Genomic DNA, 16,915 nt, shown 5'->3' with positions numbered 1-16,915 from the left:
GTCTCGCTGACGCCGTTTCCGCGGCGTGCAATGCAAGTGCCCTCAAAATTTTGAATTCTGCTCTTATCGCCCTCTTTAATCCTGATGGCTACCTTTAAGGTGTCGCCGGCACGGAAATCAGGCACACTTTTGCTTGTGATCTGGGCGTCCTCAAACGCTTGAATATATTTATTTTTCATAAATTTCCTTTATTTCTGGCGATCTTTCGGTACATATCCGGGCGGAAGAACCTCGTTTTGCATAGCGCCATTTGATTTTTTAAGCTGCGCATTTTAGCGTGATTACCCTTTAAAAACTCTGAAACTATAGGTAAATTTTCAAAAACATCAGGCTTTGCGAACGCGGGCGCCTCTAAAATTCCGCCTTCAAAGCTTTCTTCGACAAGCGAGCTTTCGTTGCCCAAAACGCCCTTTATGTTGCGGCTTATCGCATCGCACATGCAAAGCGCGCCGAGCTCGCCGCCGGTAAGGACGAAATCTCCGATGCAAAAAATTTCATCCACATATCTTTCGACTATGCGCTCATCGATCCCCTCGTAGCGCCCGCAGATAAAGCATAAACTCTCTTCGCCGCTTAAGCGCTTGGCGTCGTTTTGATTAAATTTCTTACCGGCAGGCGAGAGATAGATAAACTTCGTATTTTTAAATTTAGCTCTTACGCGTTCGATCGTTCCGGCAAGCGGCTCCGTGCCGATCAAAAGCCCCGCGCCGCCGCCGATCATATAATCATCTACTTTTTTATACCGATTTGTCGTGAAATTTCGCGGGTTAAAAAAATGCGTCGAGATTATTTTTTTATCGACCGCGCGCTTTAAAATCGAGTCTTCAAAATACGGCGCGATGAGATTTTCAAACAGCGATACGAAGATAAAATTCATGAGTTTTCCAAAATCGCGCGCGCATTTTGTGTAAAAATTTTACGCTCGCTAAGCGAAATTTCTTTCACATAGGCGTCCACGTATGGGATAAAAAATTCTTTCGGCAAAGCCTGTGAGATTAAGTTTTCATCCGTTTCTACCTCAAAAAGATAGCCGCTTCCGATCTGCGATATGTCCCTTACGCGCCCCAAAACCGCGCCGTCTTCGTAAATTTCAAGCCCAATAACATCGAAGTAAAAAAACTCGCCCTTTTGCAATTTACAAAATCTCCGCGTATCCTCTTTGCTTCGGTAAAGGATTTGGTTGGTTAAATTTGCCGCCGCTTCTACGCTTTCGTAATTTTTAAAAATAGCGCTAAAGTTTGCGCCGTTGAAGGATAGAATTTCTAAAATTTCGCCGTTTCGCAGATAAAATTTGGCGCCTTTTTTAAACTGAGAGGGGAAGTCGCTGCGATCGAAAATTTTAACCGCGCCCTTTAGGCCGATAGTCCGACCGAGCTTCGCGACCTCTAAAAGATCATCAGGCATCTTTGGCTTTGACGGTAATTTTATAATTGATCGGATCTTTTGCTTTATAGCCGATGATGACGGTCTTTATGGCGTTTATCATTTTGCCGTCCTTGCCGATGAGCTTGCCAGTATCGGCCTTGTCGGCATAGACGATGATCTCGGTAAAGTTTTCACCGACCCGCTTTTGCGTAGAGACAGACTGCGGATAGTCGGCGATCAACTTTGCGTATTCTTTTATAAAATTTTCTACCATTTTATTTGCTTGTGATTTGAGCGACCCTATCGCTTAACTTCGCGCCTACGCTCTTCCAGTATGCCAAACGCTCTGCGTCGAATTTGATATTATCGCTATCTTTTAACGGATTGTAAAAGCCGATCGTCTCGATAAAGCCGCCGTCGCGTCTTTTTCTGCTATCCGTTACCACGATGCGGTAAAAAGGCTGCTTCTTTCTTCCGATTCTTGTAAGCCTAACAACTGTTGCCATTTTTTCTCCTTAAATTTTTGTAAGTTTTAGAACTTGCAGATGGCTAAAACTTAAACATCTGCAAACTCTACCGAGAGGCTATCTCGGTAAATTTTGCCTTTGAGCGATTGAGGCAAGCCCCTGCATGCCGCCCTTGCCCGAAAATTTCTTCGCAAGCTTTGAAGCGCCCGCAAACTGCTTTAAGAAGCGGTTTACCTCCACTTGCGAAAGCCCTGCGCCGGCAGCAAGTCTGCGCTTGCGCGAATTATTTAGCAGATCGGGATTTTCGCGCTCTTTCGGCGTCATAGAGTTGATCATCGCTTTGATATGAAGTATCTCCTTTGAGTTTTCCAAATCGATATCTTTTATCTTATTCGCCATGCCGGAAAGTCCCGGGATCATGCCGATTAAATTTTTCATATTGCCGAGCTTTTTCACGCTTTCGAGCTGATTTACGAAATCGTTGAAATTAAACTCGCCCTTTTTGATCTTTTTGTTCAAAGCCTTCGCTTCTCTTTCGTCGAAAACGGCGCTTGTTTTCTCGGCTAACGTCGCTAAATCGCCCTCGCCCATAATCCGGCCGGTGATTCTATCGGGTATAAAGCCCTCCAGATCAGCCACCTTCTCGCCGGTTCCGATAAAACGAAGCGGGATGCCCAGCTGCTGCGCGATACCAAGAGCCACGCCGCCTTTGGTATCGGCGTCAAATTTGCTTAAAATCACGCCCGTAAGGCCTAAAATTTCATCAAATTTAGCGGCAGTTTTAATACCGTCTTGACCGCTCATAGCGTCCGCTACGTAAAGAATTTCATGCGGATTTAGAGCTTTTTTCATCTCCGCAAGCTGTGCCATAAGCGCCTCATCGATCGCAAGGCGCCCCGCCGTATCTACGAGCAGTACGTCATAAAGCCCGCTCTTAGCCTTGCTTAGCGCTTTTTCCGCAACCCTTAACGGATCGCTCTCGCCCTCGATAAAAAACAGCTCAATCTCGTTAGCCTCGCATAGCTGGCGGAGCTGCTCGACCGCGGCTAGGCGCTGCAAGTCGCAAGCTGCGACCAAGACCTTTTTTTTACGAAGTTTCAGATAGTTTGCGAGTTTTATCGTGCTTGTGGATTTTCCGCTTCCTTGAAGTCCCGTCATCAAAGCTACCGTAGGAGGCGTGCTAGCGAATACAAATCCCTGGCTGCTGCCTCTAGGCGCCGTTAAAATTTTAGTCAAATTTGTCTTGATGGACTGCAAAAACGGCTTCTGTCCTATAGTGCCGATACGAAGATCGGCTTCGACAAGCGCCAAAAAATCCTTTACGACTTTGTGGTGCACGTCGGCCTTTAAAAGCGCTTTTTTTAGCGTCTCCAAGGCGTTTTTTAAAGCTTTTTCGTCATCGATTGTTTTTAATTTATTGACCGCGTTTTTAAACGACTCGCTTATGATCTCAAACACTTTGATCCCTTATAAAATTTTTAAACTTGCGATGTTACCTAAAATTAACTTAAAAGCCATTGAATATCAGAGATCCTTAGGAATTTCAAAGCCGAATTCGTTGAAGCTTTTACCCGGCGGAGCTTTAAATTTTAGCCCCAAAATTTCGGTCTCATATGAGTGCAGAAACATCCGCTTCGCGCGGCTTTTAGCGTATTTTTCATCGCCTATTACGCCGAATCCCGCATTTGCCAGATGCACGCGGATCTGATGCGTTCTGCCCGTCTCGATCCGCACCTTCACGAGCGATTTTTTGCCGCTTACCATAAGCGGATAAACCTCGCTAAATGCGCTCTTGCCGTTTGGCGAAATTTTAGAAAACGCACCGCTTCTGGTTTTTATCGTCAAAATCGGCTCGTCAAATTTCATCTCTTCGCTCACGATCCCCTTAACGATCGCGATGTAGCTTTTCTTCACGCGCAAATTTTTAAACTCCGCAATCGCCGCTTCGCGAAATTCTTCATTTTTATACAGCAGTACGACGCCGCTGGTTTCCTTATCCAGGCGATTTAGGAGCCCGAATTTATAGATTTTTTCCAAATTTTCGCTACTCATAAAGGGCGGCTTATTGACCGCCAAAACGTTCTCGTCCTCGTAAATGATCGCGGGTTTTGCGGGCTTCATCACGCTAAATTTAGTATTTTCGCCGAGCATCTCGCGCGCCAGAGCGATCTTTGCGCCGCGAGCGCTTACAAGCCCCGCGTCGATGAGGGCCTTGGCTTCGTTGTGCGAGATATTTTCCTGCGCCGCCAGCAGTTTGTAGGCTTTTTCTTGCATTAAATTCTTTCCTTGATTAAATTTTCTATCTCTTGCAGATCGCAAATTTTATCTATCCGCGTCCCCTTTAGCGGCTCTTTTAAAAGGCTTGAAATTTCATCCACGCCGCACAGAGCGATATTTTGCACGAGCGCGTACAGCGCCTTTTGATTATGAAAAAATCGCCCGCTGATGATCGGTACGCCGAAACTCGCCGCCTCGATCGGGCTGTGTCCGCCGATCTTTGGCAAAAAACTGCCGCCCAAGATCACGGCGTTTGAAATTTTATAAAAATTCGCTAGCTCGCCGAAGGCATCGAGCAAGATAAAATCGCTCCGAAGTCCTGCGCTGTCGCTAAATCGCTCAAAGCTAAGCCCGTGCTCGCGCGCCCAAGCCTTGCAAATTTCACATACCTTTTCGAAGCGCTCAGGGTGCCTCGGCGCCAGGATGATTTTTAGCTTTTGCGGCGCGGCAGTCGAAGCCGCCGTATTTAGTGCGATAGAATTTAAAGACGCGCCGTTTAAAGGCGCCATATTCGGCACGGCGGATGAAGCGTCGCTTGAGCTCGCCGCCTCCAAAGAAGTTGCGTTTAAATTTAGTGCTTCGGTCGAGCCCATCTCATCGCGAAGCTCGGCCGTAGGCAAGTCCGTCTCGTCGCGGATACTCGCTGCGCGCTGGTATTTTTCGGGCATATTTTGCAAACTGCGAAATTTTATAAAATCGTTTAAATTCGATAAAATGAGCTCCTCTTCGCCCTCGTGAGTGTTTGAGATCGTAAGCACGAAGCTATTTGCGGACGCGGCGGAATAGTCCTTCGTCGCAACGGCGATATTCGTGCTTTTCACGTTGCCCGCGACCTTTATATTTTTTGCGCCGAGCTCCCGCAGCCGCGCCGCATCAAGCTCGCTCTGCGCAAGCACCAGATCGATATTTTCAAACGCTTTGCGATAATAAAACTTAAAGCGCAGATAGCTCGCGTACGAGCGGTCGCTTATGCGCGCATTTAGCAGGATCACGTAGCTTCCGCGCGACTTAGCGGAACGGATCAAATTTAGCCACAGCTCGGCTTCAAAGATCACCAGCACGCGGCTGCCCGTAAGCCAAAACGGAAGCCAGTTTTCAAACGGCAGGTAGCGAGAGTTCGGCGTGAGCGCGCGCGCCGCACCAAGGCCCGTCTGCGTGGTCGTGCTAAGCGCGACGCTCTCAAATTTAGAAATTAGCGGCGCAAGAGCGTTTACCTCGCCCAGGCTGCAAGCGTGAAAGTGCACCGCAGCGGGGCTAAATTTAGGGTTTTTGTATAGAAAAAATCGCGCCTTCAGGCTCGTGCGGTATTTTTTTTTAAAGCTTAGGATAAAAATAAAAGGCGCAGCTGCAAGCCACGCCAAAAACGCCAAGGCGGTGTAGATCACTCGGCTTCTTTATATAAAATTCTGCCGCAATACGGGCAGGTTACGATGTCGTCGCTTTTGATGACCGCGGAATAGGTCTTATCGCTTATGCGCATAAAGCAGCCGTAGCAGGCCTGTTTGCGCACCGGCGAGACCGCCGTATTACCCGCCCACTTGCGGATCTTTTCGTAGAATGAGACGGTTTTGGGGTTCATCGCCTGCATTAGCTTATCGCGCTTGGCGTAGATCCCGCCGCGAGCGACCTCGACCTCGCCCATCTCGGCGCTTACCTGCTCCTGCAAGCTTTTTAACTCGGCTTCAAACGCCTCTTGGTTTTCGCTCTGCTCTTTTACGAGCGCTTCCTTTGCGGCTACGATCTTTTCTAGCCTTTCGATCTCCTCGTTTGTGGCTTCGAGCTGCTCTTTTGCGATATCCTCTTCGACGCTAAGGGCCTTGATCTCCTTTTCGGTCTTTGCCGCGCCGCTTTTTTTGCCCGTGCTTTTTAGCTTGGACGAAAATGCGCTAAGCTGCGCGTTTGCTTGTAAAATTTGAGATTTTAGCTCGGCGATCTCCGCATTTAGAGTTTCGATCTGTTCTTTTGCGCCGTTTATTTCAGTGCTTTTTTTACTCAGCTTCTCCTGCGCGGCCTCGATTTTAGGCTTAAATCCGTCCAGCTGCTTATCGAATTCGCAAAGCTCTACCAATTGACTTAAATATTTGTTCATCCTCTTCCTTTAATAATACGTAAATGGATTTTTTTGCTCGCTTATTATAACTTCAATTTCGCTTTTTTGCAAGAAAGGTGCGAGCGCGCGCCCAAAATAGCGCTCACTTTCAAAATGATTTATATCGATCAAACTCACGCCGTTTTCTAAATTTTGAAGCGCCGCGTGATATTTTATGTCGCCCGTGATGAAGCAGTCCACACCCAAGCTTTGATTTAGTTCGCTTCCGCTGCCGGTGCAAAGCGCGATATTTTGGATGAAATTTTTCGTCTTTACGGCGCGCAGATGCTCTATGCCAAGCTTGCGTTTTATATCCGCGCACAGCTGCTCAAAGCTCAAATCCGCGCGCATGAAAACCAAAAATTCCCGCTCATCCGTAATTTCAAATTTTAAAATTTCGCGCGCTACGAATCCGTTTAAAACGTGCTTGTCAAAGTTCGTATGCATCGCGATGAGAGAGATGTTTTTGCGGATCATCTCATAGATCAAATTTGCAGGATATAGCCGCGGATCGAGCGATTTTAGCGGGTTGAAAATCAGCGGGTGGTGCACCACGAAAAGCGAGCCCGCCTCAGCCTCGCGTACCAGCTCGCTAGTAGCGTCGAGGCTTAGATAGATTTTTGAAATTTCATCATCCAAGTTTCCGAGCATTAGCCCGCTATTATCCCACGCCTCTGCGTCGCAAAAGGGCGCGGCGGCGTTTAAAATTTCATAAATTTCGCCCGTTTTCATAAATTTCACTTTTCGCTTTTATCCGCTTTGTCTGCGGCGTTTTGTTTGCCGCAAGCGTTTTTTAAATTTGCGCCTGCGGAGGAAGCGGGCGCCGAGTCAGCCCCTTTAACGCCGCACTTCTCGCTCTTTTCCCTCTCATTTGCCGCGCCGCCATCTTTGCCGCCTTTTTTATCGCTGCACGCCGCAGCGTCCAGCTCGGCTACGTATTTTTGCGGATCTGCATAGCAAAGCGCGCAGTTTTTGGCAAGATCGCGGATCTTTAAAATATAATCCTGTCTCTGCGTGACCGAGATCGCGCCGCGCGCGTCAAGGACATTGAACGTGTGCGCCGCGAGCATGCAGTAATCATACGCAGGAAGCGCCAGGCCGTGCTTTAGGATGCTTTTGCACTCGCCGAAACAGTTTTCAAACTGATTAAAAAGCATCGCGGTGTCCGCAAGCTCGAAGTTGTATTTACTAAACTCGAACTCGCCTCTTTTATGCACGTCGCCGTAGGTTACTAGCCCCGCCTTGTCGTCCCAGACGATGTCGTAAACGTCGTCTTTGTTTTGCAGATACATCGCCAAACGCTCAAGCCCGTAGGTGATCTCGCCGCTTATCAGCTCGCACGTGATGCCGCCCACCTGCTGAAAATAGGTAAACTGCGTCACCTCCATGCCGTCCAGCCAAACCTCCCAGCCAAGCCCCCATGCTCCCAGCGTCGGGCTCTCCCAGTTGTCTTCTACGAAGCGGATATCGTGACTTTTAAGATCCAACCCCAGCTTCTCTAGGCTTTTTAGATAGAGTTCTTGGATGTTGTCCGGGCTCGGCTTTAAGATCACCTGAAACTGATAATACGCACCCAAGCGGTTTGGGTTTTCGCCGTAGCGCCCGTCTGTGGGGCGACGCGAGGGTGCAACGTATGCCGCGCGCCAAGGTTTGCTTCCTAGGCTACGCAAAAAGGTAGCCTGATGATAGGTGCCTGCGCCCGCAGGCATATCGTAGGGCTGAACGAGCAAACAGCCCTGCTCGTGCCAGTAGTTTTGAAGCGTCAAAATAATCTGTGAAAACGTCATTTTTATCCTTTTATCGATATGTAAATTTAAATTTATCTTCCAAAGCGCCTTTCAAAGCCCGTTTTAAAGGCTCTTTGCAGCTTCGAGCTTTTAAAAAATTTCCAAATTTCAGCCCAGTATTCGCCAGCTCTCGTAGACTCGTTCGCAAAATCAAAAACCGCGTAATCGCCCGCCTCAATACGTAATTTATCGCAGGTTTCATCGCGCTCATTTTTACAGCACTGATTTGTGGATTTGCAAGCTTCGTCGCGGCTTTCTTTATGGTGCTGTTCCTTCGAGCAAGTGCCTATTAGCATGGAGTATTCGCCCTGTGCGCCGTTTTCATAGTCGTAATATACGGCGTAAATTTCATTTTTCGTGGCGCTGCTTCTGCTAGCGTTAAATTTTAAAAACTCGCCCCACAAATTTGCGATCACCCCTCGCCCACTTATCTCATCCGCGTTATTCGTGCGAGCCTTTAGCCCACAAATTTCAAAGCCTTCGCTCAATTTTAAAATTTTCATAGATTAATCTTCAAGCAGCACTTCGATCTGCTCGGAGTCCTTTTTCAGCGCCTCCGCTTTTGCCGCGCGATCCGCCTTTAGCTTCGAACTTAACACCTCGTCGTTTAGAGCTAAAATTTGCACCGCCAGATACGCCGCGTTTTTTGCGCCCGCCTTGCCGATCGCAAGCGTCGCGACGGGGATACCCGCAGGCATCTGCACGGTCGAATACAGCGCATCTACGCCGCTAAGCGCGCTACCGCCGAGCGGGACGCCGAGCACCGGCTTGGTCGTATTTGCAGCGACCGCTCCGGCAAGATGCGCCGCCATACCCGCCGCGCAGATGAAAACCTGCGCGCCCTTCTTCTCGGCATCCGCGACGTATTTAGCCGTACGGACGGGGCTTCGGTGCGCCGAAGATACGATCATCTCGTACGGCGCGCCGAATTCGTTTAAAATTTTAGCCGCCTCGTAAACGACCTCGTAATCGCTCTTTGAGCCCATTATTATAGAAACAAATTTCATTCCATCTCCTTTCTTAAAAAGCAAAACTCCGCGAGCTTCGCAGGCAGCTTAATCTCATTTAGATTGCCGCTGTGAATCTCGCTAAATTCCTTACCGCTGCGGCTTTGCAGCCTCTTAAATTTTAAATATGGCTTGCCGCTAAGCTCAAAAATTTCGCCGATTTCATTATCGCAAGCGCAAATTTCAAAGCCGCGCGGAGCGAAAATTTCATACGAAACGCCGGGTAAAATTTTATCCTTGACGCTTATAAACTCGCCGTCCTGCGAGATCGCGCAAACCTGATGCGTGCCAAGCTCGATGCTGCGGTCTAAATTTTGCGTATCCTCTCGCTCGTACGGGCGCTTTATCAAATATCCGTCGCTAAAGCCGCGGTTTTTAAGCGTCGCAATCTCGCGCTCGTAAACACTGGCCTCAAATTTATCGCTCGCAGCATCGTCGATCGCCGCGCGGTAAGCATTCGTGGCGCATGCGACGTAGTATTCGCTCTTAGTACGCCCTTCGATTTTGAAGCTGTCGATCGCGCCCGTTTGCATGATCTTTTGCACGTGCGAAATGAGGCTAAGATCCTTCGCGTTCATTACGAAAGTGCCCTCCCCTTCGCGCTCTTGCAAGCGGAAAAGCGCGCTGGTTTCGGGATTTTTCGCATAAAGCTCGTAGTTAAATCTACAGTCGTTCGCGCAGCTTCCACGGTTGCTGAAGCGCCCGCTTTGCACCGCGCTAACAAGACAGCGCCCGCTGTATGCGAAACACATCGAGCCGTGCACGAAAATTTCGATCTCTAAGTTTGGAATTTTATCTTTGATCTGCACGGCGTCTTTGAGCGTCATTTCGCGCGCTGCTACGATGCGAACGGCGCCGAGCTCCGCCCAAACCTGCGCATCGAGATAATTTAGCACGTTAGCTTGGGTAGATACGTGGATCGGGATTTGCGGCGCTACGGCTCGCGCGAGGTTTGCGACGCCTAAAGTGGCGATTAAAATTCCATCCACGCGTAGATCGCGAAGAAATTCCAAATGCCTTTTAATATTTTCGAGCTGACCGTTGGTCGCAAAGCCGTTTACGGTCGCGTAGAGCTTCTTGCCGCGCTCGTGCGCGTATGCGACGCCCTGCGCGAAGCTTTCCTTGCTAAATTCCTTCGCGCTTCGCTGGCGCAGCGAAAATGAGCCGGTGCTTGCATACACGGCGTCCGCGCCGTAAGCCAGGGCGATTTTTAGTTTCGTTAAATTCCCAGCAGGAGCTAAGAGTTCGGGTTTTTTCAAATACATTCCTAGTGATTTTTTAAGCGCGATTTTACTACAATTTAGCCAAAATTTTATTTAAGGAGCAGTTGATGCGAGCCGATCTACACAACCACACCTATCTTTGCAACCACGCTAACGGCGAGCCGCGACAGTATTTAGAAGCGGCGATCGCACGAGACATAGAAATTTTCGGCTTTGCGGATCACGCGCCGATGAACTTCGATCAAAAATACCGAATGAGTTTCGAGCAGATGGAGCTTTACGAGCGGATGATTAGGGATCTGCGAGATGAGTTTAGCGGGCGGATCGACGTGCGGCTGGGATATGAGGTAGATTTTATGACGAAAAAAGAGCTATTGGATGAGCGGATTTTCGCGCGCGAGATTGATTATCTCATCGGCTCGGTGCATTTTTTAAACAACTGGGGCTTTGATAACGAGGAATTTTTAGATCAGTGGAGCGGGCGCGAGATAGACGACGTTTATCGCGAATACTTTGCGCTGATCTGCGCGCTGTGCAGAAGCGGTAAATTCGACATTTTAGGGCATATGGATCTGATTAAAATTTTTAAATTTACTCCGAAAAAAGATATCAGAGTTTTGGCTGGCAGCGCGATAAATGCGATCAAAAAAAGCGGCATCGTCGTGGAGCTAAACTCCGCGGGGCTTCGCAAGCCTGCAAATGAAATTTATCCAAGCGACGCGCTTTTGCAGATGCTAGCGGATGCAGACGTGCCGATCACGCTTAGCTCGGACGCGCACTCGGTTGCCCAAGTAGCGCTAAACTACGATAAAATTTACGCCAAAGCGCGCAAGTTCGGCTACGAGCGGATCGCCGTTTTCAAAAATCGCGAGCGTGAGTTTGTAAATCTGGCGTAAATTTAACGGCAGCCGCTTTTAAATTTAAAAAGGCGCGGCGGCGCGAAATTTTAAAATTTCAAAATCTTCAGTGGCGTGAAAATTTCAGATTTCAAAAGGCACGACGCCGCAAAATTTTAAAAATCGCGGCGCGCAAAACGGCGAGCAGATAAAGTCGAATTTCAACTAAATAATGTTAAAATCCGCCGTTAAATTTAGCCCGAATACGGGCGGAAAAAAGGAAAAAATATGGGAAAATTTGTTAATGACGTGAAGGAATTTTTTAAATTTTGCGATGAAAACGAGGTCGAGTTCGTGGATTTTAGATTTACCGATCTAAAAGGCACCTGGCACCATGTCGCTTACAACTACAAGCGCCTGCCGAAGGACTTCGCCGACGGAATTCCGTTCGACGCGAGCTCGGTAGCGGCGTGGCAGCCGATCGACAAGTCCGATATGATGCTAAAGCCCGACGTGCAAACGGCGTTTTTGGATCCATTCACCGCTGACGTTACAATCATCGTCATCTGCGACGTTTACGACATCTACAAAAACGAGCTTTACGAAAAATGCCCGCGCTCGATCGCTAAAAAAGCCGAGCAGTTTCTGCAAACTACAGGCCTTGGAGATACCTGCTACTTCGGGCCGGAGAATGAGTTTTTCGTTTTCGACGACGTAAAGATCATCGACGATATGAACTGCGCGATGTTTAAGGTAGATACCGAAGAGGGGCATTGGAACAGCGGCAAAAACTACAAAGACGGCTTTAATAGCGGCCACCGCCCGGGCGTAAAGGGCGGCTACTTCCCCGTCCAGCCCGTCGATTCGATGGTCGATCTGCGCGCCGAGATGCTAAAGGTACTTGAACAGATCGGGCTTGAGACCTTCATCTGTCACCACGAAGTAGCGCAAGGCCAGGGCGAGATCGGCGTTAAATACGGCACTCTCGTCGAGGCCGCCGACAACGTGCAAAAATACAAATACGTCGTAAAGATGGTCGCGCACCTAAACGGCAAGACCGCGACCTTTATGCCAAAACCGCTCTACGGCGACAACGGCAGCGGAATGCACGTGCATCAATCGATCTGGAAAAAGGGCAAAAACACCTTTTACAAAAAGGGCAACTACGCAAATTTAAGCGATGCGGCAAGATGGTATATCGGCGGCGTGCTAAAGCATGCGCGCAGCGTCGCTGCGTTTACAAACCCGAGCACTAACAGCTATAAGCGCCTAATCCCGGGCTTTGAGGCGCCGTCCATTCTAACTTATTCGAGCCAAAACCGCTCCGCTTCGATCCGTATCCCTTACGGCAGCGGCGAGCACTCGGTGCGCGCGGAAATGCGCTTTCCTGATAGCACGGCGTGCCCGTACTTGGCATTCGCAGCGATGCTGATGGCGGGAATCGACGGTATCAAAAACAAAACCGAGCCGGTCGGGCCGATGGATGAGAATTTATTCAAACTGCACCTTGACGAAATCCGCGAGCGCGGCATCGAGCAGCTTCCGCACACGCTTCGCGGCAGCCTAGAGGCGGTGATCCGCGACAACGAGTATCTGCGCCCGATAATGAGCGAGCTTTTTATCGAGACCTATCAGCATTTTAAATTTGAAACTCAGGTTTGGCCTTACGAGGCACGCCCTACGCCGTTTGAGTTTGCGACGAATTATTCGTGCTAAGGCTAAATTTTATGCCGCGCCGCCGATCTTTTACGAGGCGGGGCGGCATAAGGCCTTGGAATTTTAAAATTTCGCTGCGCGCGAGCTTTTAAAATTCCGTCGCGCGAACTTAAATACCGCCCGTGAAGCTTCAACTCTTTTACCGCAAACGTGAAATTTTATACTTTCTGCTACTTTTGCTTGGAATTTTATCGATAAACTTAGGTCTGAAATTTTATGAATTCAAAGAATTTCGCGCGAAAAACTACGCTTTTTACGACGCACAAATTTTAAACGCCTACGCCAAAACGAACGAGCGCGGCCGCACCTACACGGTGCTAAAGCTCAAAACGGCGGATTTTACCCTCTACACGACTGCTGGACTCGGGCGGGAATTTCACCGCTTCGCGCGCGTAAATATCGGCATCGTAACGAAAAACGTAAAATTTTTAGATTTTTTAAAGCAACGCTTTTATGCGCCAAATTTTAAAATCGGAGACGAGCTTGCGCCCTATGGAGCAAAATGGCGCGCGATAAGCTTCGTTCGCGCCCAACACGAAGATGAGATGACGGCGGATCTTTACTCCGCGCTGTATTTTGCGACCGAAATTTCAAAACCACTGCGCGCTAGCGTGACGAACTGGGGCATAGCGCATATCATCTCGATCAGCGGCTTTCATCTGGGCATTATCTTTAGCACGGTCTTTCTGCTTGCAATGCCGATCTACCGCTATTTTCAGGATCGCTACTTTCCGTACCGCAGCGCGAGGCGCGATCTTAGCGTCTTTGTGATCGTGCTGATGAGCGGATATCTCTTCGTGCTCGATTTTACGCCGAGCTTTCTACGCTCGCTTGCGATGTGCTGCGTGGGCTTTTACCTCGCGATGCGAAATTTCTACGTACTTAAATTTACGAACCTCTTCCTAACGATCGTGCTTCTGCTTGCATTTTTCCCGCACCTAGCTTTTTCGATCGGATTTTACTTCTCCTGCCTCGGCGTGCTGTATATTTTCCTCTACCTGCACCACTTCGCGCCCAAATTTAAGCTCTGGCAGAACGTCATACTTTTTAACCTCTACGTTTGGCTCAGCATGAACGTAGAGGTCTATTATTTCTTCCCGACCACTTCGCTGCAGCAGCTTAGCGTCATGCCGCTAGGATACGTGTTCGTGATCTTTTATCCGCTAAGCATATTTTTGCATCTATTCGGGCTTGGCGGCGCGCTCGATACGCCGCTGCTTGCGTTTTTAAACTTTGCTCTGCCGAGCTTTCAGGCACAAATTCCGCCGCTTCTTTTCGCGCTTGCAAACATCTGCGCGCTTGCTGCGATAAAGCTTCGCTACGCAGCGCTTGGCTGCGCGATAATCGGAATGTCGCCGATATTTTTTATAACGTAGCGCGCGAAAATTCCAGCGGGAATTTTATCCGTTGGAATTTTATGCTAAAATCGCGCTTCAAATCTCACAAAGGATCAAAATGTTTATTGCAAACCTCACCTACGTTAAAGAAATTAGCGAAATCGATCGCTTCATCAACGAGCACAACGCGTTTTTAGACCGATTTTATGCGGCAAATAAATTTATCTGCTCGGGGCGCAAAGTCCCTCGCACCGGCGGCATCATCTTAATCAACGCCAAAGACCGCGCGGAGCTTGATGAGATCATCGCGCAAGATCCGTTCTTCCAAAACGGCGTCGCCAAATACGAGATCATCGAATTTGCGCCGACGAAATTTGCGCCCGAGTTTTGGAGACTTTTCGGCGAATAGAGGGTTTGCGCGGGTTAAATTTTAAAATTTACGCGCTCAAACACGCCTCTGAAATTTAGCCGTTTTGCGCGCGAGATAAAATTCCCGCTAAATTTAAAAGCCGGTCGCGGCGGCAAATTTAGATAAGCTTAAAACCGAAATTATACAAAACGGCGAAATTTAAAGGAGATTTTATGCGGATAAAACTGCGGCTCGCAACGCCGCAAGATGCGGAGGCGCTGCTTGAAATTTACGCGCCTTACGTAAAGCAAACGGCGATCAGCTTCGAATACGACGTGCCCGGCGCCGCGGAATTTGCGGAGCGCATCGAACAAACGCTGCAAAGATACCCCTATCTGCTCGCTTACGTAAGCGACGAGGCGGCATGCGCGGACGACGAACGGAATGAAAATTTTAAAATTTCTGCGAGCGCAGCGGGCGCAGAGAGTGAAATTTTGCCCGCAGACGAAGCGCGAGATTGCACAAGCGCCGCGAAACAAAATGGCGTAAATTTAATCGTCGCGACAAAGCAAAGCGGCGTAAATTTAAAACACGGGCAAATCCTCGGCTATACCTACGCTTCGGCTTTTAAAGAGCGCGCAGCATACGATTGGTCGGCGGAGAGCTCGGTCTATGTATCGCAAAACGCGCACGCTCTGGGTATCGGCAGACTGCTCTACGAGGCGCTACAACGCGCACTCAAGGCTCAAAACATCGTAGATATGAACGCTTGCATCGCTTACGGGGATGACGAATATCTAAACGACGCTAGCGTGCGATTTCACGAGCGTATGGGTTTTCGCTTCGTCGGCAGATTCGAGCGCTGCGCCTATAAATTCGGCCGCTGGTACGATATGGCGTGGATGCAAAAGCCCATCGGCGAGCATCTGCAAAACCAGCCCGCGATGAAGCCTTTCGCGCGCTTTAGAGATGAAATTTGCGCGGGCGCGGGCATTGAAATTTAATTTAAAGGAAAAACTTTGACGCACTTTATCATAGACGACGAAAATATCGACGTCGATAATATCTTCGACGTCGTAAATCTCAAAGAGGGCGACGAGCTAAATATCGTCTCCAACACCGCCAAAAAGATCGGCGCCTTGACCCTTGCGCGCCTATCGAAGATGGGCGTTAGCATAGGCGAGGTCTTTACGATCGGTAAGCAAAGAAAGGATTTCGCCGATAAGATCATCGTGTTTTTGATGGGCAAACTCTGCGGGCAGGAGGGCAAGATCGGCATCGTCAGCAACGATAAATTTTACGACGACGTGATAGAATTCTTTAATAATCTAAACTACCGCAAAAATCCTAAATTTGAAAAGATCAGTCTAGCCTCGCACGCCGCAGAAGTGAACGCAAAGCAAGGCAAAGCAAACGGCATGGCGGAGAAAAAAGCCCAAAAAGCGGAGCCGAAAGCTACAAAGCAGGAGCCAAAAACCCAAAAGCAAGGGGGAAAAGCCTCGAAAAAGGAGCCCAAAACCGCAAAGCAGGAGCCGAAGGCCGCACAACAGAAACAAAAGGCTGCAAATTCTAAAATCTCCAAAATAGAGCTTGCGGCGGCGGAGGCGCTGATCCCGCAGTGCGTAAGCCTGCAAGCCCTCTATGCCGCGTGCGTCGCAAAGCTCGGCAGAGCCAAAGGCTGCGAGGCCTACCGCGAGATCAAGGACGGCGCGCGGACGCGATACGCGAGCATCACCTACGATAGCGACCTAAAAGACGGCGCCGTAAGGCGAAACGCGATCAAGCTCTACCGCGAAAGCGGCGGCGATATGGCGGAATTTCACAACAAGCTGACGAGCGAATACAAACACGCAGGGCCTGAAATTTACAAAGAATTTAAAGAAAAACTCGTCGGAAAGATGCTCTAGGCGCTTCGGGCACTGGGGTTTGAGGCGCAGGAATAAAGCATATCGCGACGTAGCGGCTAGAGCATGATCGGGCGACGTTAAGATGCGTCGTTGCGGCGCATGATATGGTACGGCGCAGCATAATGCGCCCGAAATGAAACTATTTGTTTGCGCGGCATGTCGTCTTATTTTTGCTGTATATAACCGAGCAGAGCCCAGGCACTTAGGCATAGCAGCAGAGTAAAGATATATAGGATAAATTTCATTCTGCCAGGTTTAATCCGGGTTTAATCATAGTTAAAGCTATATGGCTTGTAGCCGAAAATATGCAAGGTCTTTAAGGCTAGCTCTCTGACCTCTATCCATGATTTGTTCTGATAGACTAGATAATCGTAAGTATCTCCTTCTAGCAGGCTTTGATCTTTAAAGTATCTATCTATGAGCTCCATAAGTTCTCTTAACGCATCCCTCTCGTATGGCAAGAAACAAAATTCAAATTGCTCTAATAAAGCGTTCTTGCATTCGGTATATAAAAATTCTACCATTTCCGATGGGCTTTCGTAATATTCAACCGCG

20 protein-coding genes and 1 pseudogene are annotated in these 16,915 nt (G+C 48.8%); 6 read left to right on the top strand and 15 right to left on the bottom strand.

The features are described 5' to 3' along the window. The 14 genes and pseudogenes from Q0605_RS10650 to Q0605_RS10585 all read right to left on the bottom strand — a co-directional run. Positions 1–179 (bottom strand): 50S ribosomal protein L19 (locus Q0605_RS10650; protein WP_298706843.1); only part of this gene is annotated, 179 nt, incomplete at its 3' end. Beyond that, on the bottom strand, positions 176–877 hold the full coding sequence (gene trmD / locus Q0605_RS10645; protein ID WP_298706841.1) for a tRNA (guanosine(37)-N1)-methyltransferase TrmD: 702 nt from the start codon (positions 875–877) through the stop codon (positions 176–178). The genes trmD and Q0605_RS10650, both read right to left, overlap by 4 nt. Next, positions 874–1,404, bottom strand: a complete 531-nt coding sequence (gene rimM / locus Q0605_RS10640; RefSeq protein ID WP_298706840.1) for a ribosome maturation factor RimM — start codon at positions 1,402–1,404, stop codon at positions 874–876. The genes trmD and rimM overlap by 4 nt, the downstream gene beginning before the upstream one ends. After that, a complete protein-coding gene (locus tag Q0605_RS10635) occupies positions 1,397–1,639 on the bottom strand; it encodes a KH domain-containing protein (protein WP_005873158.1) in 243 nt (80 codons plus the stop codon). The genes rimM and Q0605_RS10635 overlap by 8 nt, the downstream gene beginning before the upstream one ends. 1 nt (position 1,640) lies before the next feature. Next, on the bottom strand, positions 1,641–1,871 hold the full coding sequence (gene rpsP / locus Q0605_RS10630) for a 30S ribosomal protein S16 (protein ID WP_005873159.1): 231 nt from the start codon (positions 1,869–1,871) through the stop codon (positions 1,641–1,643). A gap of 78 nt (positions 1,872–1,949) precedes the next feature. Next, complete coding sequence (ffh, locus tag Q0605_RS10625; RefSeq protein WP_298706839.1) at positions 1,950–3,290, bottom strand: signal recognition particle protein; 1,341 nt, start codon at positions 3,288–3,290, stop codon at positions 1,950–1,952. A gap of 66 nt (positions 3,291–3,356) precedes the next feature. Beyond that, positions 3,357–4,106 (bottom strand): RluA family pseudouridine synthase, encoded by a 750-nt coding sequence (locus Q0605_RS10620; protein ID WP_298061938.1) that lies wholly within the window; start codon positions 4,104–4,106, stop codon positions 3,357–3,359. Further along, positions 4,106–5,494 carry a glycosyltransferase N-terminal domain-containing protein gene (locus Q0605_RS10615; protein WP_298706838.1) on the bottom strand — a complete coding sequence of 463 codons (1,389 nt, stop codon included), beginning with the start codon at positions 5,492–5,494 and terminating at the stop codon, positions 4,106–4,108. Before Q0605_RS10615 ends, Q0605_RS10620 begins: the two co-directional genes overlap by 1 nt. Continuing rightward, positions 5,491–6,198, bottom strand: coding sequence for a zinc ribbon domain-containing protein (locus Q0605_RS10610; RefSeq protein ID WP_298706837.1), 708 nt, complete (start codon positions 6,196–6,198; stop codon positions 5,491–5,493). The genes Q0605_RS10615 and Q0605_RS10610 overlap by 4 nt, the downstream gene beginning before the upstream one ends. 9 nt (positions 6,199–6,207) lie before the next feature. Beyond that, positions 6,208–6,930 (bottom strand): Nif3-like dinuclear metal center hexameric protein, encoded by a 723-nt coding sequence (locus Q0605_RS10605; protein ID WP_298706842.1) that lies wholly within the window; start codon positions 6,928–6,930, stop codon positions 6,208–6,210. Between the two features lie 218 nt (positions 6,931–7,148). Further along, a pseudogene (gene glyQ / locus Q0605_RS10600) lies at positions 7,149–7,985 on the bottom strand (glycine--tRNA ligase subunit alpha); the annotation flags it as partial. 32 nt (positions 7,986–8,017) lie between these two features. After that, positions 8,018–8,488, bottom strand: a complete 471-nt coding sequence (locus Q0605_RS10595) for a GyrI-like domain-containing protein (protein WP_298706836.1) — start codon at positions 8,486–8,488, stop codon at positions 8,018–8,020. 3 nt (positions 8,489–8,491) lie between these two features. Beyond that, a complete protein-coding gene (purE, locus tag Q0605_RS10590; protein ID WP_298706835.1) occupies positions 8,492–8,992 on the bottom strand; it encodes a 5-(carboxyamino)imidazole ribonucleotide mutase in 501 nt (166 codons plus the stop codon). Further along, entirely contained in the window at positions 8,989–10,251 is a 1,263-nt protein-coding gene (locus Q0605_RS10585; protein WP_298706834.1) for a peptidase U32 family protein, read from the bottom strand. The genes purE and Q0605_RS10585 overlap by 4 nt, the downstream gene beginning before the upstream one ends. Before the next feature lie 71 nt (positions 10,252–10,322). Here Q0605_RS10585 and Q0605_RS10580 point away from each other — a divergent pair, with 71 nt between their 5' ends. From Q0605_RS10580 to Q0605_RS10555, 6 genes are all read left to right on the top strand, one after another. Continuing rightward, on the top strand, positions 10,323–11,111 hold the full coding sequence (locus tag Q0605_RS10580) for a histidinol-phosphatase (RefSeq protein ID WP_298706833.1): 789 nt from the start codon (positions 10,323–10,325) through the stop codon (positions 11,109–11,111). Between the two features lie 228 nt (positions 11,112–11,339). Continuing rightward, positions 11,340–12,767 (top strand): type I glutamate--ammonia ligase, encoded by a 1,428-nt coding sequence (gene glnA, locus Q0605_RS10575; RefSeq protein WP_297881244.1) that lies wholly within the window; start codon positions 11,340–11,342, stop codon positions 12,765–12,767. Positions 12,768–12,889: 122 nt separating this feature from the next. Then, positions 12,890–14,143: a ComEC/Rec2 family competence protein gene (locus Q0605_RS10570; protein WP_298706832.1), complete on the top strand. Its 1,254-nt coding sequence runs from the start codon at positions 12,890–12,892 to the stop codon at positions 14,141–14,143. Between the two features lie 79 nt (positions 14,144–14,222). Continuing rightward, entirely contained in the window at positions 14,223–14,513 is a 291-nt protein-coding gene (locus tag Q0605_RS10565) for a YciI family protein (RefSeq protein WP_297996000.1), read from the top strand. A 173-nt stretch (positions 14,514–14,686) separates the two neighbouring features. Then, entirely contained in the window at positions 14,687–15,457 is a 771-nt protein-coding gene (locus Q0605_RS10560; RefSeq protein ID WP_298706831.1) for a GNAT family N-acetyltransferase, read from the top strand. A 15-nt stretch (positions 15,458–15,472) separates the two neighbouring features. Then, complete coding sequence (locus tag Q0605_RS10555) at positions 15,473–16,360, top strand: hypothetical protein (RefSeq protein WP_298706830.1); 888 nt, start codon at positions 15,473–15,475, stop codon at positions 16,358–16,360. A 266-nt stretch (positions 16,361–16,626) separates the two neighbouring features. Here Q0605_RS10555 and Q0605_RS10550 read toward each other — a convergent pair whose 3' ends face one another. Beyond that, positions 16,627–16,788 carry a hypothetical protein gene (locus Q0605_RS10550; RefSeq protein WP_298706829.1) on the bottom strand — a complete coding sequence of 54 codons (162 nt, stop codon included), beginning with the start codon at positions 16,786–16,788 and terminating at the stop codon, positions 16,627–16,629. Between the last annotated feature and the right edge of the window lie 127 nt (positions 16,789–16,915).

Source organism: uncultured Campylobacter sp., assembly GCF_938017705.1.
Classification (GTDB): domain Bacteria; phylum Campylobacterota; class Campylobacteria; order Campylobacterales; family Campylobacteraceae; genus Campylobacter_B.
The sequence above is the reverse complement of the archived record's forward strand: the minus strand, read 5'-3'. Positions and strand labels throughout refer to the sequence as shown.

Excerpts from the sequence above, each read along its gene's own strand:
- trmD (WP_298706841.1), bottom strand. The coding sequence starts at position 877 with ATGAATTTTATCTTCGTATCGCTGTTTGAAAATCTCATCGCGCCGTAT.
- rimM (WP_298706840.1), bottom strand. The coding sequence starts at position 1,404 with ATGCCTGATGATCTTTTAGAGGTCGCGAAGCTCGGTCGGACTATCGGC.
- Q0605_RS10635 (WP_005873158.1), bottom strand. The coding sequence starts at position 1,639 with ATGGTAGAAAATTTTATAAAAGAATACGCAAAGTTGATCGCCGACTAT.
- rpsP (WP_005873159.1), bottom strand. The coding sequence starts at position 1,871 with ATGGCAACAGTTGTTAGGCTTACAAGAATCGGAAGAAAGAAGCAGCCT.
- Q0605_RS10620 (WP_298061938.1), bottom strand. The coding sequence starts at position 4,106 with ATGCAAGAAAAAGCCTACAAACTGCTGGCGGCGCAGGAAAATATCTCG.
- Q0605_RS10610 (WP_298706837.1), bottom strand. The coding sequence starts at position 6,198 with ATGAACAAATATTTAAGTCAATTGGTAGAGCTTTGCGAATTCGATAAG.
- Q0605_RS10605 (WP_298706842.1), bottom strand. The coding sequence starts at position 6,930 with ATGAAAACGGGCGAAATTTATGAAATTTTAAACGCCGCCGCGCCCTTT.
- Q0605_RS10595 (WP_298706836.1), bottom strand. The coding sequence starts at position 8,488 with ATGAAAATTTTAAAATTGAGCGAAGGCTTTGAAATTTGTGGGCTAAAG.
- purE (WP_298706835.1), bottom strand. The coding sequence starts at position 8,992 with ATGAAATTTGTTTCTATAATAATGGGCTCAAAGAGCGATTACGAGGTC.
- Q0605_RS10580 (WP_298706833.1), top strand. The coding sequence starts at position 10,323 with ATGCGAGCCGATCTACACAACCACACCTATCTTTGCAACCACGCTAAC.
- glnA (WP_297881244.1), top strand. The coding sequence starts at position 11,340 with ATGGGAAAATTTGTTAATGACGTGAAGGAATTTTTTAAATTTTGCGAT.
- Q0605_RS10565 (WP_297996000.1), top strand. The coding sequence starts at position 14,223 with ATGTTTATTGCAAACCTCACCTACGTTAAAGAAATTAGCGAAATCGAT.
- Q0605_RS10560 (WP_298706831.1), top strand. The coding sequence starts at position 14,687 with ATGCGGATAAAACTGCGGCTCGCAACGCCGCAAGATGCGGAGGCGCTG.
- Q0605_RS10550 (WP_298706829.1), bottom strand. The coding sequence starts at position 16,788 with ATGGAGCTCATAGATAGATACTTTAAAGATCAAAGCCTGCTAGAAGGA.